The sequence below is a fragment of the Vibrio sp. EJY3 genome (assembly GCF_000241385.1).
Taxonomy (GTDB): domain Bacteria; phylum Pseudomonadota; class Gammaproteobacteria; order Enterobacterales; family Vibrionaceae; genus Vibrio; species Vibrio natriegens.
Genome location: NC_016613.1, coordinates 1,228,564 through 1,243,957 on the forward strand (window position 1 = coordinate 1,228,564; position 15,394 = coordinate 1,243,957).

A 15,394-nucleotide genomic window follows, 5' to 3' on the forward strand; every position below is an offset into this window, starting at 1 on the left:
TAAGTAGACTGTCAACACAACAAAAAAAGTAATCTAAGGAATACACGTGGAAGTACGTCATAACTGGACGCATGCAGAAGTACAAGAGCTAATGGAAAAACCATTTATGGATCTTCTGTTCGAAGCACAGCTTGTTCACCGTCAATACCAGCAAACCAATCATGTTCAAGTTAGCACATTGCTATCAATCAAGACGGGTGCATGCCCAGAAGACTGTAAGTACTGTCCTCAAAGCGCGAGATACACCACAGACATTGAAAAAGAGCGTCTAATGGAAGTGGAACGTGTCCTCGATGCGGCGCAAAAAGCGAAAAATGCAGGCTCTACCCGTTTCTGTATGGGCGCTGCGTGGAAAAACCCTAAAGAGCGCGACATGCCACACCTGACGGATATGATCAAAGGCGTGAAAGGTATGGGTTTAGAAACCTGTATGACGCTGGGTATGTTGACGCCAGAGCAAGCGAATCAACTCGCCGACGCGGGCTTGGATTACTACAACCACAACCTCGATACGTCACCTGAGTTTTACGGCAATATCATCACAACTCGTACTTATCAGGATCGTCTGGATACGCTATCTCATGTTCGTGATGCGGGCATGAAAATTTGTTCGGGCGGCATCATTGGTATGGGCGAAAGTGCCAACGACCGTGCTGGTTTATTAGTTGAACTTGCTAATCTGCCGACTCATCCAGAAAGTGTACCAATCAACATGCTGGTTAAAGTGAAAGGCACACCGCTTGAAAAAGTCGAAGATGTTGAACCATTTGATTTTATTCGTCTCATTGCTATCGCACGAATCATGATGCCTCAATCTGCGGTTCGCTTGTCTGCGGGACGCGAAAACATGAATGAGCAGATGCAAGCGTTGTGTTTCATGGCTGGTGCGAACTCTGTTTTCTACGGTTGTAAGCTACTTACAACGCCAAACCCTTCTGAAGACAAAGATATGATGCTGTTTGATAAGTTAGGCATAAACAGCCAGCAAGTCTCGCAAAAGCCGGATGAAATTGAAGAGAACGAATTGCTTGATCGTGTGGTAGAACGTGTTGCCGCTCGTCCGACTAAAGACGACCTTTTCTACGATGCCAGCGTTTAAATCTCGTATCGAATCAGCACTCTCTCAACGTAAAGAGCAGGGGCTGGATCGCTCAATGAACTTAGTGTTTGCCGGTAACCAGTCTGTTCTGGAACACGCGGGCAAACGCTATATCAACTTCTCGAGTAATGATTACCTTGGTTTGGCCAATGATCAATCTTTGGTTCGGGCTTGGCAGCAGGGGCTAAGTGTTTACGGCAGTGGCAGCGGAGCTTCACCTATGGTGACAGGGTTTAGCGCTGCGCACAGTAATCTAGAAGCCGCACTGACGGAGTGGTTGGGTTATGAGCGCGCAATATTGTTTGGCTCGGGCTTCAGCGCCAATCAGGCATTGCTGTTTACTCTGCTGGAAAAGTCAGACGTCTTATTGCAAGACCGACTCAATCACGCGTCTTTAATGGAAGCCGGTGCGTTGTCTCCCGCTAAAATGAAACGCTTTAAACATAATGACCTCGAACATCTCAGCTCGCTTATCAATACCGAATGTAATCATTTAGTGGTGACGGAAGGCGTTTTTAGTATGGATGGTGATTGCTCACCTCTTGCGGCGCTTGCCCAGATAACTCAAGAAAATGATGCCTGGCTGGCAGTGGATGACGCTCATGGCATTGGTGTGTTGGGCGATACTGGTGGTGGTTCGTGCGAGAAGGCCAATATCAAGCCAGATATACTCGTAGTCACATTTGGCAAGGCGTTTGGCGTTTCCGGTGCTGCCATTTTGTGTGACCGCGTGACAGGTGACTTCCTGACACAGTTCGCGCGCCATCACGTCTATTCGACAGCCATGCCTCCTGCACAAGCGTATGCGTTAACTCATGCGGTTTCCATCGTTCAGGAGCAAGGTTGGCGGAGAGAGAAGTTGGCGGAGTTAAGTGCTTACTATCAGGAATGCTTACACGGCATGAGCGGCTTTATTGAAACACTGACACCGATTAAACCTTTTGTTATCGGTGATGCAGAGAAAGCGTTAAGTGTCGCTGACTCATGTCGCCAACACGGTTTCTGGGTTACGGCGATCCGACCGCCGACGGTTCCAGCAGGGACGTCCCGGTTGCGTATCACCTTGACGGCGAATCACACCAAAGATCAAATCAAAACATTATCTCACGTACTTGAACAAGCACTAGGAGCGCGGTAATGAATCAAGCAGAACAGAGAGATCTGGCTCTTGAAAGTCTAGATAAGAGTGCTATCGCTACTTCATTCAGTAAAGCCGCCAATACGTATGATGCACATGCGGCGTTTCAACGCGATGTAGGGCATCGGTTATTAGAAAGGCTTCCAGAAGATTTATCAGGGAAGCGCGTATTAGATCTAGGTTGTGGGACGGGTTACTTCTCTGAGTTACTCCAGCAACGTGGTGCCGAAGTGGTGTGTGTGGATATCTCTCAAGAGATGTTAAACAAGGCCCATCAACGATGCGGCGATGCAAGAGCACGCTATGTTTTAGCCGACGCAGAAAACTTGCCTTTTGATGATCATCACTTTGATTTTGTCTTTTCGAGTTTGGCGCTGCAGTGGTGTCGTGATTTAAGCTATCCGTTACGCGAAGTACGCCGAGTTCTCAAGGACGGGGGCGCTGGCTTTTTCTCTACTCTGGTTGATGGTTCTCTCTATGAGCTACGTGAATCATGGAAAAAAATTGATGCATATCAACACGTCAATAACTTTATAACGATCAATCAGGTAAAAATTGCGTTGGCGCAAGCTCACTGCAATGACCATCATCTAGACTTGACCTCCATCACAGTTTGGTACGACTCTGCGTTTTCTGTTATGCGAGACCTTAAAGGTATCGGAGCAACCCATGTTAGTGGGCGCTCTCCTGCGCTGACAAGCCGCCGCAAACTTTTACACGTAGAACGTGCGTACCAAGAATTCAAAAACGATAAAGGTCTTTTACCTGCAAGTTATCAGGTTTGTTTTGGAGTAATACATCTATGATTGATGCTTTTTTTATTGCTGGTACGGATACTGATGTAGGAAAAACGGTAGCGTCTAAAGCCATTCTGCAAGCGTTAGCGGCAAAAGGGTTAAATACCATTGGTTATAAGCCAGTGGCAGCAGGAAGCGAAAAGACAGAGCAAGGTTGGCGCAACTCAGATGCGTTGCATTTACAAAAAGCAGCGACACTAGAAGTGGCTTACGATGATATAAATCCGTATGCACTGGAGCTGCCAACTTCGCCGCATATCGCCGCGAAACATGAAGATGTTGAAATTAAATACGACGTTTTAAGTGAAAAACTGGCTCAGCATAAATCTCAGGCTGACGTGGTATTGGTTGAAGGTGCGGGGGGATGGCGTGTCCCGGTTTCGGATACAGACAATTTTTCTACTTGGGTCAAACAAGAACAGCTTCCTGTCGTTTTAGTTGTTGGTATTAAACTGGGTTGTTTGAGCCATGCATTTTTAACCGCAGAGGCAATTCGAGCCGATGGTTTGAACCTTGTTGGATGGGTAGCAAATCGCGTGAACCCGGGAACGGAGCACTATGCGGACATCATCGAGATGCTGGAATCTCGCTTAGGTGCACCCAAATTAGGTGAGATCCCTTATGTTCCTAGTGCTAAGCGCAAAGAACTCGGCAAATACATTAACATCGATCCTTTGCTTGAACGCTAAAGCAGAAAAACGAAAGGGCTGCATTGCGCAGCCCTTTCCATTATTCGAATTCGAAAACCTAATTCAGGTTTATTTTTCGTTACCGAGACCCATCAATGCGTGTTGCGTTTCTGCAATACGATTAGCCATATGATCATCAGTCGAAATACCAAGTTGTTGCTTTGCCTCGTCCTCTGAGATACCTAGGTGACAACGTAGTAAATCGATAGCCATTTGATAGTCGTTCGTTTCTACCATGATTTTTCCCTCAAGACATGGATTTGGAGCTACTCGGCTTCGGAAAGCCTTTAGAGTTTGCTCTGTTTTTGTTCATCTGACCTGAATTTAGCACGCTGAAACAATCGAACAATAAGACCAAAGTCTAAACCTGGTCTAAAATACTGTTTTTAGGCTATAAAAATTTACGATTTATTTCAGTTGAGAAAACAAATGTTGCAATTTATTGCTTAACCTTGTTTTTAACAGCGATAGACTATATCTATAACGCAACGGAGTACGAAACCAAATGGGATCGGCTTTTACAACAATAAGCTTCCTCGGAGAAAAGTAATGAAGCGAGTTATGTTATTCCTGGCAACTAACCTAGCCGTTGTGCTAGTTCTTAGTGTTGTTCTGAATATTGTTTACGCTACAACGGGAATGCAGCCGGGCAGTTTGTCTGGTTTGCTGGTTATGGCTGCGGTCTTTGGTTTTGGTGGTGCACTGATTTCGTTAATGATGTCAAAAGGCATGGCACTGCGTTCGGTTGGCGGTATGGTTATCGAAAGCCCACGTAACGAAACAGAGCACTGGCTACTGGAGACAGTAGGTCGTCAGGCTCAGCAAGCGGGGATCGGCATGCCAACGGTGGCAATTTATGATTCACCAGACATTAATGCCTTCGCAACAGGTGCAAAGCGTGATGACTCATTGGTTGCAGTTTCTACGGGTCTGCTACATAACATGACTCGCGATGAAGCTGAAGCAGTATTGGCGCACGAAGTGAGTCACATTGCTAATGGTGACATGGTTACGATGACACTGATGCAAGGTGTTGTGAACACGTTTGTTATCTTCTTGTCACGTTTTATCGCCAATATGGTGGCGTCTAACGATGAGGAAGAAGGTCAAGGTTCAAACATGATGGTTTACTTTGGTGTCTCTATGGTACTGGAACTGGTGTTTGGTTTCTTAGCAAGCTTCATCACCATGTGGTACAGCCGTCATCGTGAGTTCCATGCAGACGCTGGTGCCGCTAGTCTGGTCGGCAAAGAAAAAATGATTGCTGCTCTTGAGCGCTTGAAAATGAGCCAAGAGTCGAAGTTAGATGGCACTATGATGGCGTTTGGTATCAACGGTAAGCAGTCTTTGACAGAGCTACTAATGAGCCACCCACCACTAGACAAGCGTATTAACGCTCTGCGCAATCAACAGTACTAATCGAATAATTTTCTGAAAAGGCTTGGTTTTTACCAAGCCTTTTTTTCGTTTGTTTGATCGCTACCTTCCTTGTTCACGTATCACACCTAAAAGAAACAAAGTTATACAAAATATTTTTTGTACAACTTTATGTGATTAGTCTATGTTGTACGTATAATATTTTTGTACAACATGAACGGTTGAAGGTGCGTAGGAGCAACGAAATGGAATTACGGTCTGTCGTCGATATTTACCAGCAGCTCAGCAAAGATAACTTACATCTGCTGGATGAAATTTATCACCCTGATGTGGTGTTTGAAGACGCAGCGCATCGATTAGAGGGGAGAACCGCTCTCTACCAATACTTTCAATCACTGTATACCAACGTTATCCGCTGTGACTTTGTCATTCATGAACACCAACAGGTGGATGATACGGGGTTTATTACGTGGACCATGGAATTACTCCATCCAAAGTTACAGGGCGGATCGCCAATTTTGGTAAATGGAGCTTCTCATCTGAAGTTTGCTGAAGGACAAGTTATTTATCATCGCGACTACTTTGATCTCGGCGAGATGCTTTATGAAAACTTACCCCTACTTGGCGCGGTGGTAAAAATCGTGAAGCAGAGGTTATCGCAATGAGCGGCTCGATTTTGATTACTGGTGCGACGTCTGGCATAGGAAAGCAGCTTGCGTTGGATTACGCCAATTCTGGCTGGCGTGTCATTGCTTGTGGGCGTAACGAATCCGTACTCAGTGAGCTAAGTGATGTTTCACCGCAGATCGACACCCTTCGGTTTGACGTGACGAATTACGAAGAAACCATGCATGCACTGTCATCACTCAGCTTTGTTCCAGATACCTGGTTTTTCAACGCTGGCGATTGCGAGTATATGGACAATGGCCACGTTGACGCGAGACTCATGGCGCGAGTGCTGAACGTTAACGTAATTGGAGTGGCCAACTGCGTCGAAGCCTGTCAGAGCTATTTTGAAGCGGGGCACAGAGTGGTGATTGTCGGTTCTATTGCGTCTGAAGTGGCTTTACCGAGAGCAGAGGCGTACGGGGCATCGAAAGCGGCTGTGAGCTACTTTGCCCGCACACTCGCCTTAGATCTCGCCAAGAAAGGGATAAAGGTTATCACGGTCTTTCCTGGCTTTGTCGAGACGCCGCTTACCGACAAAAACACCTTTGAAATGCCGATGATCATTTCCGTCAAGCAAGCCTCTGATTCGATCAGGAAGCAGCTTTCAGCAAATAAAAGTCACATCTATTTCCCTGCGAGGTTTACCAGCATTCTTCGCTTCATTTCGTTGTTTCCATACCGCTGGCAAGCCCGCTTAATGCGTAAACTCGTGTCGTAAAAAGGAAGAAAATATGAAAATTGCAATTATAGGCACAGGGATATCCGGACTGACGTGCGGTTATTACTTGCATAAAGAACATGACATCACTTTATTTGAAGCGAATGATTACATCGGTGGGCACACAGCAACCGTTGATGTCACTGTTGATGAAAAAGAGTATGCAATTGACACTGGCTTTATCGTTTTTAACGACCGTACCTATCCAAATTTTATCAAGATGATGAATGAAATTGGCGTAGAAGGTATACCAACTCAAATGAGCTTCAGCGTCCGTAACAACGGAAACGGGTTAGAGTACAATGGTCACACGATTTCTACACTGTTCGCGCAAAAGCGTAATTGGTTAAATCCAAAGTTTTATCGCTTTATCTACGAGATACTTCGTTTCAACAAGTTAGCGAAAGCCTTCGCCAAGAACGAAAACACCAATTTGCAAACGCTTGGCGAATTTCTCGATGAACATAAATTTAGTGAGTTCTTCACTGACAATTACATTCTTCCTATGGGGGCGGCCATTTGGTCTTCTACACTTGCGGATATGCGTGCATTTCCGTTGATGTTTTTCTTACGTTTCTTCTTGAATCATGGATTGCTTGATGTGACGAATCGTCCACAGTGGTATGTGATCAAAGGTGGTTCTCGCGCTTACATTCCGCCATTGACTCAAGGGTTTGCACAAAATATCCGTCTCAACAGTCCGGTTGAAAGCGTTACGCGAAGTAAAGATCGTGTGCTATTGCACGTCAATGGGACTACGGAGTGGTTCGATGAAGTGATATTTGCTTGCCACAGTGATCAGGCAATGAGAATGCTCAGTCAGCTGTCTGACGAGGAGAGAAGTATTCTTGGTGATATGGCGTATCAGTCCAACGAGGTGGTTCTGCACACTGATACAAGTTTGCTGCCGAAACGCAAAGCAGCCTGGGCTTCCTGGAACTATCTTTTAGAGGGGAGCGACAGCGAGAAACAACGATTACCGTCACTCACGTACGATATGAACATACTTCAGCATTTAGATTCTCCTCATACTTTTTGCGTAACGTTGAATAGCACTGAGCAGATCGATGAAAACAAAATTCTTCGTAAGTTCTCTTATGATCATCCCGTTTTTACGACCGAATCTATAGCGGCTCAACAGAGAAGGAGTGAGATTCAGGGCGTTGCACATACCTGGTTCTGTGGGGCTTATTGGCATAACGGGTTTCATGAAGATGGTGTGCGTAGTGCTTTGGATGTAGTCAAAGCGATGAAAGAGAAAACGAAAGTACAAGATGTTACTACGCTACAAAGAGGCGCAGCATAACATGGCTAGCGGTATGAACAGCCGATTGTTTATTGGCAATGTAAGACATCGTCGCTTCACTCCCGTGTCGCACGAATTGAACTATTCGTTATTCATGCCAGCCATTGATGTTGACGAGATTGATCAGCTTGAAAAGAAAGTGTGGGGATTTGGAACACGCTGGTGGCATTGGGCGCGGTTTAAGCGCAGTGACTATGTCGGTGAGGGCAGCCTTAAAAAGGCAGTACAAGACAAATTAGAAAGCCTGACAGGCGTGAAATGTGATGGTCGAGTCATTGCGGTTTGCCACTTGCGCTATTTAGGGCTCTATTTTAGTCCGGTTAATTTCTACTATGTTTATAACAAGCAGGGTGAATGGAAATATTTGCTGGCTGAAGTAAGCAATACACCGTGGAATGAGCGTCATTATTATGCCGTTTCTGCTGATCAGGATGATGAACAATTTGGCTGGAAGCAGGAAAAAGCGTTCCATGTCTCCCCGTTTAACCCAATTGACCAGCAGTACCACTGGAAGATTAAACCACTGACCGACAAGCTCAATATTCATTTAGAGTGCCATAAAGATGGTAAGCATTTTGATGCAACCATGGCAATGAAAGCGACAGTATTATCTAGTAAAAGCTTGATGAAGTATTTGGTCATCACACCGATACAAACAGTCAAAGTGGTGTTTGGAATTTACTGGCACGCATTGAAGTTATGGAGAAAAGGTGCGCCTTTTTATTCTCACCCTAAATACTCCAACGAAAATAACACGCAGCCAGAAAAGAAAAAAAAGGAAAGCAATAACAAGGAGAATTCTGCATGTTGAATAGTAGTGCAATCACATTGCCGTGCGAATTGAGTACCACTCAAAAAGCGGCTCGCAGAGTGATCGTTCAATGTTTGAAAAAAATGGAATTTGGTTGTTTAACCTTAATCGAGAGCTTTAATTCCGGCGCAGCAGAAAAAAGCGAACGTTTTACAGCACCGGCTGGTATGTATCGCGAGGAGTCTGTGTCGGCGACCATCGAGGTGAAACATCCCGGTTTGTACTCACGTATTTTACGAGGTGGCAGTATCGCTGCAGGTGAGGCTTACATGGACGGCTGGTGGGATAGCCCAGACCTGACGGCATTGATGAAGCTAATGGCGATAAACATGCGAGCATTAGATCAAATCGAAGAGCAGGGTAGTTGGATAACCAAGCTGTTTTACAAAGTCAGCCATTGGGCAAACCGCAATTCTCAAGAGAATTCTCGTAAAAATATTCATGCGCACTATGATCTCGGCAATGCGCTGTATGAGTCATTTCTAGACAGCAATATGCTCTATTCATCTGCGCTTTATCGCCAAGATAGTGAGTCACTAGAGCAGGCGCAAATCAATAAAATGGATCGTCTTTGCCAACAGATCGATCTAAAAGCATCCGATCACGTTATTGAGATTGGTACCGGTTGGGGCGCGATGGCGATTTATATGGCTGAGCAGTATGGCTGCCGGGTGACCACCACCACCATTTCAGAAGAACAGCACGCCTACGCCAAGCAACAGATTGAAGAGAAAGGCTTGTCGGATAAAATCACCTTGCTTAAAGAAGATTATCGCAACCTTGATGGCACGTATGACAAGTTAGTTTCGATAGAGATGATTGAAGCGGTGGGGAAAGCGTTTTTGCCGTCTTATATTAAGAAGTGTGAGTCACTGCTGAAACCCGGTGGTTTAATGGCTATTCAGGCGATCACTATTGCCGATCAGCGTTATGACTATTACAGCAATAACGTCGATTTTATTCAGAAGTACATTTTTCCAGGTGGATTTTTACCTTCAGTGACCTCTCTGACTCAAGCGGCAACAAAGTACAGTGATCTTGTCGTTCGAGACCTGTTCGATATCGGCCTCGATTATGCGAAAACACTCAATGAGTGGCATCGCCGGTTTAATCAAGCTGAGAAAGAAGTTCGCGCGCTAGGTTATGATGACCGATTTATTCGAATGTGGCGTTATTACATGAGTTATTGCGAGGGTGGTTTTTTAGCACGAACCATTAGCACAGTACACATGACTTTTCAGCGACCTTAATTCGTCATGAGAGTATTGATTGCATCAACCTGGTTTCAACTTTGCTGGTTTGCTGCGGTACTAGGTACCTATCAGTGGCAATGGTTTACCCTTGGTTTTACTTTGGCCACCATTGCCTACTGTGCGATACGCGATGCGACGTCATTGAAACCCATCGCTGTCATCGTTATTTTCGGGCTCGCCCTGGATAGTCTTAACCAACAGCTTTCGCTTCTGAGCTTCCTAACGATTTGGCTGCCAATATGGTTGCTGTGCTTATGGGCAATGTTTGCCTGGTATGCCTACCAGCTAAAATCCGTTTTGTATCGTTTTCCTAAAACTTACGTATCAATAATAGGCGGCATTGGGGGAGCTGCGAGTTATTTCGCTGGCTACAAACTCCAGGCTGTTGATTTTGGTTACGATGTTACCTTCACGCTGATGGTTTTATTCTTGGAATGGTGCGTTGTAACCCAATTGATACTCAGGGTGTATGGAAATGAAAAGTTTACAGGGAAAGTTAACCAAGAATCTAATTAGCGTGTTACTCCTTTCTGGGCTGATTCTGCCGGTTCCGCTGTATGCACAGAGTGCGGGTGCCGATACCGCCCATGTGAATACAGCGCAATGGCGTCAATGGAAAACGGTCGGTGAAGCAAAGCTGACTTGGTTCATCTTTGATATTTACGAGTCACGGTTAAGAGCTCCGGATGGACGCTATCAGGTGAGTGCGGATGTATCTCCTCATCCAATTGCGCTCGAAATTTATTATAAGCGCGACGTCACCAAGCAACAGTTGTTAGAAGTAACCGATGAGCAGTGGCAAAAGCTGGGAATAGAAAAATCCCTTCGTCAACAATGGTTATCCATTCTTAATATGATGTATCCAACCATTAAAAAAGGCGACGAGCTTGCCTATGTAACAGATGGTCAAACCGGGCATCTTCTTCATCGTCGTGCTGGAGATGCTTATCCTCAAACGGTTGGCTATGTCAAAGATGAAGCATTAAACGATGCTTTTCTCTCCATTTGGTTGTCACCAAAAACCGAGTTTCCGAAACTTCGTAAACAATTGATAGGGCAGGTTTCGCAGTGAAGATCTTCAAATTGTTCATCGTTTTGGTGGTGAGCGCCGTTACTATGCTTGTTAGCTCCTGCTCGGCAGAGTTAGACAATTACCAGACGACGAAACCCAGCTTTGATTTGTTTGGCTATTTCGATGGCAATGTAAAAGCATGGGGAATGCTCCAAGACTACTCTGATAAACAAACCAGACGATTCGAAGTAGAGATTGTTGGTACGGTACAAGGTAATCAAATAACACTGGTAGAAGACTTCTTGTTTGATGATGGCGAAGTGGACCAGCGAATTTGGGTGATCACCAGATTAGAGAATAACCGTTATGAGGGCAAAGCAGACGACATTATTGGCGTGGCAACCGGCCAGGAGCAAGGTAACGCATTACAGTGGCAGTATGACTTTGAGTTGAAAATGGATGACGACACCATCACTGTCGCTTTTGATGACTGGCTTTATCGTCAAGATGACAGACACGTGTTTAACCTGACTAAAATTAAGAAGTTTGGTGTCGAAGTAGGGACCATAACGTTATTTTTTCAAAAGCAATAACGTTACGTATCTTTGCCATTATCAAAACCCGTATAAAACAAAAAAGGTTGACGCTTTCACGTCAACCTTTTCAATGTCTGGCTAATTAAATTAGCGCTTACAGCTTATCAGTTAGCTCGATTGCCTGACCGATGTAGTTTGCTGGCGTCATTTCTTTAAGACGAGCTTTCTCGTGCTCAGGAAGCTCAAGACCATCGATAAATACACGCATTGCTTCACCGTCTACACGCTTACCACGAGTTAGCTCTTTTAGCTTCTCGTATGGCTTCTCGATGCCGTAACGACGCATTACAGTTTGCACTGGCTCTGCTAGAACTTCCCAGTTCTTATCAAGTTCAGCAAGAAGCGCTTCACGGTTAACTTCTAGCTTGCTGATGCCTTTTAGCGTTGAAGTGTATGCGATTACTGCATAGCCAACACCAACACCTAGGTTACGTAGAACTGTTGAGTCAGTCAGGTCACGTTGCCAGCGAGAGATTGGCAGTTTTTGCGCTAGGTGGCCGAATACAGCGTTCGCAAGACCTAGGTTACCTTCAGAGTTTTCAAAGTCGATTGGGTTAACTTTGTGTGGCATCGTAGAAGAGCCGATCTCACCAGCGATAGTTTTTTGCTTGAAGTGGCCTAGTGCGATGTAACCCCAAACGTCACGGTCAAAGTCGATTAGGATTGTGTTGAAACGTGCAACCGCGTCGAACAATTCAGCGATGTAATCGTGTGGTTCGATTTGAGTTGTGTATGGGTTCCAAGTTACACCTAGAGATTCAGTGATGAACTCTTCGCTGAATTTGTGCCAGTCTAGTTCTGGGTAAGCTGAAAGGTGAGCGTTGTAGTTACCTACTGCGCCGTTGATTTTCGCTAGGATCTCAACGTTTTCGATCTGCTTGTATTGACGCTCCATGCGGTACGCCACGTTAGCCATCTCTTTACCCATTGTTGATGGAGAAGCTGGCTGACCGTGTGTACGAGACAGAAGTGGAATGTCACGGTATTCAACAGCAAGTGCTTTGATTGCGTCGATTAGGTTGCGGATTTCTGGAAGAATTACCGTCTCACGTGCTTCTTTAAGCATTAGAGCGTGTGACGTGTTATTGATGTCTTCAGAAGTACATGCAAAGTGGAAAAACTCATTAACTGCGTGCAGTTCAGGTACATCGGCCACTTTTTCTTTTAGGAAGTACTCAACCGCTTTTACGTCGTGGTTAGTTGTGCGCTCGATCTCTTTGATTCGGCGCGCATCTTCTTCAGAGAAGTTTGCAGCAAGGTCGTCTAGGAATTGGTTAGCTTCTGCGCTGAATGCTGGCACTTCTGCGATTTCAGCAGTAGCAGCTAGCTTTTGTAACCAGCGGACTTCAACGATAGTACGGTATTTAAGTAGACCGTATTCACTGAAAATTTCGCGTAACGCAATCGTCTTACTTCCGTAACGGCCGTCTACTGGTGAAACAGCAGTCAATGCTGACAGTTCCATGATGTTCTCCTGAATTGGGTTTCTAAATTTCGTGAGCGTTATACCAATAACTGTGGCAATTGTCACGAACATTGCGCAAACGTTTGCGCGAGAGTGGTTTTAAGCTAAAAAAAACGAGCTCGCGATAAACGCGAGCTTGTTATTGTTATTCTTACATACGGGCCAACAGGATTTGTGCCTGTTCGACCATTTTCTTGCGACCAAAAATCAAGTGGCGACGTTTACCACCAACCTGACGCCAAAGTACCGCACTGCGAATACCAGACAATAGTAGTGCACGAACTTTATGCTGAATCGAGGTCTGTTGCAGGACAGCAGGCGTACCAGTTACTTGAATACGCGGACCGATAGGGCTAACTACATCCAGGTAAATGCTTGCCAGGTTGCTGATCATTTGGTCGTCCATCAACTCGAAGTGATCGGTTTGACGCTGTGCCATCTGGATTCGATCACCGAGCTGAGACATGGCGTCGTTGCGCGCCGTCAATTTACGTTCCAATGCCATCAGGCTAATGATGTAGCGAGTGAGTTCGCTTCCAGACGGCGTACTATCGATTCCTTTAACCAAACACTCCAGACCGAGCTTAAGGTCGGCTTCGCGACCGAACACGCCAATCGTGTTGGCTGGACTGGTGTTCAAAATGGCGTTAATGGATGTTTCAAAGGCATCTTGATCACAATGTCCGTTTTTCGCAACTTGTTGAACCAAAGCAACAGCTTGGCAAATGCCAGCAAACGCGATAGTACGGTCATAAAGTGTATTCGCCACGTAACAACTCCTAAGCTTGAGAATATTTAATGCGTTGTTCGATGATACCGCCACCCAGACAAACGTCATCTTTATAGAACACAGCGGATTGACCTGGAGTCACTGCAATTTGTGGCTCATCAAAGATCACTTTAATGTTCTCATCATCGATAGGGATGATTGTACAAGGAATATCTTGCTGACGGTAACGAGTTTTTACCGTGCACTTCATAACATCGCGAATTGGCTCACGATCTACCCAATGCAGCTGTGATGCAAGTAGACCTTCTGATTTTAGCATCGGATGGTCTTTACCCTGAACCGCAATCAGTACGTTACGTTCAAGATCTTTCTCTCCAACAAACCATGGATCTTCATTACCATCGCCGCCTTTACGGCCGCCAATATGCAGACCTTTGCGTTGACCTAGCGTGTGGTACATCAAACCTTGGTGTTGGCCAATGACTTCACCTTCTGGCGTTTCGATGTTGCCTGGTTGAGCTGGCAGGTAACGGCCTAAGAAGTCAGTAAACTTGCGCTCACCGATAAAGCAGATACCAGTCGAGTCTTTCTTCTTCGCTGTAATTAGCCCTTGTTCTTCCGCTATACGACGTACTTCAGGTTTTTCCAGATCACCAACCGGGAACAGGCTGCGCGCAACTTGTTCGTGGCTCAATGTGTATAGGAAGTAGCTTTGGTCTTTGTTGCTATCCAAGCCACGTAACATTTGTGGCTTCTCCTGTTTTTCACCAGGTAAAGAGCTTTCTGGGAAAGAACGGCGTACGTAGTGGCCCATTGCAATGTAATCTGCATCCAATACTTCGTCAGCAAATTCAAGGAATGCTTTAAACTTAATTTCTTTGTTACAAAGAATGTCTGGGTTAGGCGTACGACCTGCTTTGTACTCAGCAAGGAAATACTCAAATACGTTATCCCAGTATTCGGCAGCAAAGTTAATGGTGTGTAGGTGGATGCCAAGCTTGTCACATACTGCCTGAGCATCGGCTAAATCTTCTGCTGCTGTGCAATATTCTTCGTTGTCATCTTCTTCCCAGTTCTTCATGAACAGGCCTTCTACTTGGTAGCCTTGTTGCTTTAGAAGATACGCAGAAACAGATGAATCAACGCCGCCGGACATACCGACGATGACTTTCTTTTGGCTGTTATCAGACATTACTAAACACCACTTAAATAAACGGGAGGCAGATTCTACCAGAATCCACAAACCGGTGACAGATCCGAGAGCGAAATCACACTTCGATTTTGATGTAAATTTAACCGAAAGAGAGCACTGTGTGAGAATTCGATAAGTATAGAAGGGATATATATGGCATAGTTGCCGAAAATCCAAGAGGTAATATCAAGATGACTGAAGAAAACCAATTTATGCAAGAAGCTGAGTTAATTGAGATTGTTGAAAATCAATTAGAAGACGGCAATCCGATGAAAGCCAAAGAAACACTTATGCGTCTAGTGATGACGGGGACGCCTCGCGAAGATGCAGTGGCAATGATGGCATGTGCGATGTCGATTGAAGTGTTTGATGTGATGAAAAACGAAGGTGAGTTTAGTCTGAAACGTTATAGCGAGCACCTGGATCAACTGCCAGATTTAAGCTTTATGGAAGGCGAATAAGTCATCGCGGAGAAAAAAGAGACGGGCAAACGTTTGCTATAATGGCTGTTATTGCCGCAATATTATTCGCGGTATAGAATC

General features: G+C 45.2%; 18 protein-coding genes. 14 read left to right on the forward strand and 4 right to left on the reverse strand.

Features of this window, described 5'->3' with window-relative positions:
• Positions 1-46 precede the first annotated feature (46 nt).
• Genes bioB through bioD form a run of 4 tightly spaced genes read left to right on the forward strand, consistent with a single transcriptional unit; the run spans position 47 to position 3,723 of the window.
• Positions 47-1,099: a biotin synthase BioB gene (bioB, locus tag VEJY3_RS05595; RefSeq protein WP_014231463.1), complete on the forward strand. Its 1,053-nt coding sequence runs from the start codon at positions 47-49 to the stop codon at positions 1,097-1,099.
• The gene (gene bioF / locus VEJY3_RS05600; RefSeq protein WP_014231464.1) at positions 1,086-2,237 is read left to right on the forward strand and encodes an 8-amino-7-oxononanoate synthase; all 1,152 of its coding nucleotides are present in this window, start codon (positions 1,086-1,088) and stop codon (positions 2,235-2,237) included. Before bioB ends, bioF begins: the two co-directional genes overlap by 14 nt.
• Positions 2,237-3,043, forward strand: a complete 807-nt coding sequence (gene bioC, locus VEJY3_RS05605; protein WP_014231465.1) for a malonyl-ACP O-methyltransferase BioC — start codon at positions 2,237-2,239, stop codon at positions 3,041-3,043. The genes bioF and bioC overlap by 1 nt, the downstream gene beginning before the upstream one ends.
• Positions 3,040-3,723, forward strand: a complete 684-nt coding sequence (bioD, locus tag VEJY3_RS05610) for a dethiobiotin synthase (protein ID WP_014231466.1) — start codon at positions 3,040-3,042, stop codon at positions 3,721-3,723. Before bioC ends, bioD begins: the two co-directional genes overlap by 4 nt.
• A gap of 69 nt (positions 3,724-3,792) precedes the next feature.
• On the opposite strand, the gene VEJY3_RS25790 is transcribed toward bioD, so the two are convergent.
• Positions 3,793-3,960 (reverse strand): hypothetical protein, encoded by a 168-nt coding sequence (locus VEJY3_RS25790; protein ID WP_014231467.1) that lies wholly within the window; start codon positions 3,958-3,960, stop codon positions 3,793-3,795.
• 312 nt (positions 3,961-4,272) lie between these two features.
• Between VEJY3_RS25790 and htpX the strand changes: the two genes are divergently transcribed.
• From htpX to VEJY3_RS05655, 9 genes are all read left to right on the forward strand, one after another.
• The gene (gene htpX, locus VEJY3_RS05615; RefSeq protein WP_014231468.1) at positions 4,273-5,142 is read left to right on the forward strand and encodes a protease HtpX; all 870 of its coding nucleotides are present in this window, start codon (positions 4,273-4,275) and stop codon (positions 5,140-5,142) included.
• A gap of 203 nt (positions 5,143-5,345) precedes the next feature.
• Positions 5,346-5,765, forward strand: a complete 420-nt coding sequence (locus VEJY3_RS05620) for a nuclear transport factor 2 family protein (RefSeq protein ID WP_014231469.1) — start codon at positions 5,346-5,348, stop codon at positions 5,763-5,765.
• Positions 5,762-6,487: an SDR family oxidoreductase gene (locus VEJY3_RS05625; protein WP_014231470.1), complete on the forward strand. Its 726-nt coding sequence runs from the start codon at positions 5,762-5,764 to the stop codon at positions 6,485-6,487. The genes VEJY3_RS05620 and VEJY3_RS05625 overlap by 4 nt, the downstream gene beginning before the upstream one ends.
• A gap of 13 nt (positions 6,488-6,500) precedes the next feature.
• Complete coding sequence (locus VEJY3_RS05630) at positions 6,501-7,793, forward strand: NAD(P)/FAD-dependent oxidoreductase (RefSeq protein ID WP_014231471.1); 1,293 nt, start codon at positions 6,501-6,503, stop codon at positions 7,791-7,793.
• A gap of 1 nt (position 7,794) precedes the next feature.
• Positions 7,795-8,604 carry a DUF1365 domain-containing protein gene (locus VEJY3_RS05635; protein ID WP_041170321.1) on the forward strand — a complete coding sequence of 270 codons (810 nt, stop codon included), beginning with the start codon at positions 7,795-7,797 and terminating at the stop codon, positions 8,602-8,604.
• The gene (locus VEJY3_RS05640; RefSeq protein WP_014231473.1) at positions 8,598-9,854 is read left to right on the forward strand and encodes a cyclopropane-fatty-acyl-phospholipid synthase family protein; all 1,257 of its coding nucleotides are present in this window, start codon (positions 8,598-8,600) and stop codon (positions 9,852-9,854) included. Before VEJY3_RS05635 ends, VEJY3_RS05640 begins: the two co-directional genes overlap by 7 nt.
• Positions 9,855-9,860: 6 nt before the next feature.
• Positions 9,861-10,373 carry a DUF2878 domain-containing protein gene (locus tag VEJY3_RS05645; protein WP_014231474.1) on the forward strand — a complete coding sequence of 171 codons (513 nt, stop codon included), beginning with the start codon at positions 9,861-9,863 and terminating at the stop codon, positions 10,371-10,373.
• On the forward strand, positions 10,333-10,929 hold the full coding sequence (locus VEJY3_RS05650; protein WP_041170210.1) for a chalcone isomerase family protein: 597 nt from the start codon (positions 10,333-10,335) through the stop codon (positions 10,927-10,929). The genes VEJY3_RS05645 and VEJY3_RS05650 overlap by 41 nt, the downstream gene beginning before the upstream one ends.
• Before the next feature lie 44 nt (positions 10,930-10,973).
• On the forward strand, positions 10,974-11,462 hold the full coding sequence (locus VEJY3_RS05655) for a DUF3833 domain-containing protein (RefSeq protein ID WP_041170322.1): 489 nt from the start codon (positions 10,974-10,976) through the stop codon (positions 11,460-11,462).
• A gap of 97 nt (positions 11,463-11,559) precedes the next feature.
• On the opposite strand, the gene purB is transcribed toward VEJY3_RS05655, so the two are convergent.
• The 3 genes from purB to mnmA form a co-directional block, all read right to left on the reverse strand.
• A complete protein-coding gene (gene purB, locus VEJY3_RS05660; RefSeq protein WP_014231477.1) occupies positions 11,560-12,930 on the reverse strand; it encodes an adenylosuccinate lyase in 1,371 nt (456 codons plus the stop codon).
• Between the two features lie 151 nt (positions 12,931-13,081).
• Positions 13,082-13,699 (reverse strand): high frequency lysogenization protein HflD, encoded by a 618-nt coding sequence (hflD, locus tag VEJY3_RS05665; RefSeq protein ID WP_014231478.1) that lies wholly within the window; start codon positions 13,697-13,699, stop codon positions 13,082-13,084.
• 10 nt (positions 13,700-13,709) lie between these two features.
• On the reverse strand, positions 13,710-14,852 hold the full coding sequence (gene mnmA, locus VEJY3_RS05670) for a tRNA 2-thiouridine(34) synthase MnmA (protein ID WP_014231479.1): 1,143 nt from the start codon (positions 14,850-14,852) through the stop codon (positions 13,710-13,712).
• Positions 14,853-15,043: 191 nt separating this feature from the next.
• On the opposite strand from mnmA, the gene VEJY3_RS05675 reads away from it, so the two are divergent.
• A complete protein-coding gene (locus tag VEJY3_RS05675; RefSeq protein ID WP_014231480.1) occupies positions 15,044-15,313 on the forward strand; it encodes a hypothetical protein in 270 nt (89 codons plus the stop codon).
• The last annotated feature ends 81 nt before the right edge of the window (positions 15,314-15,394 follow it).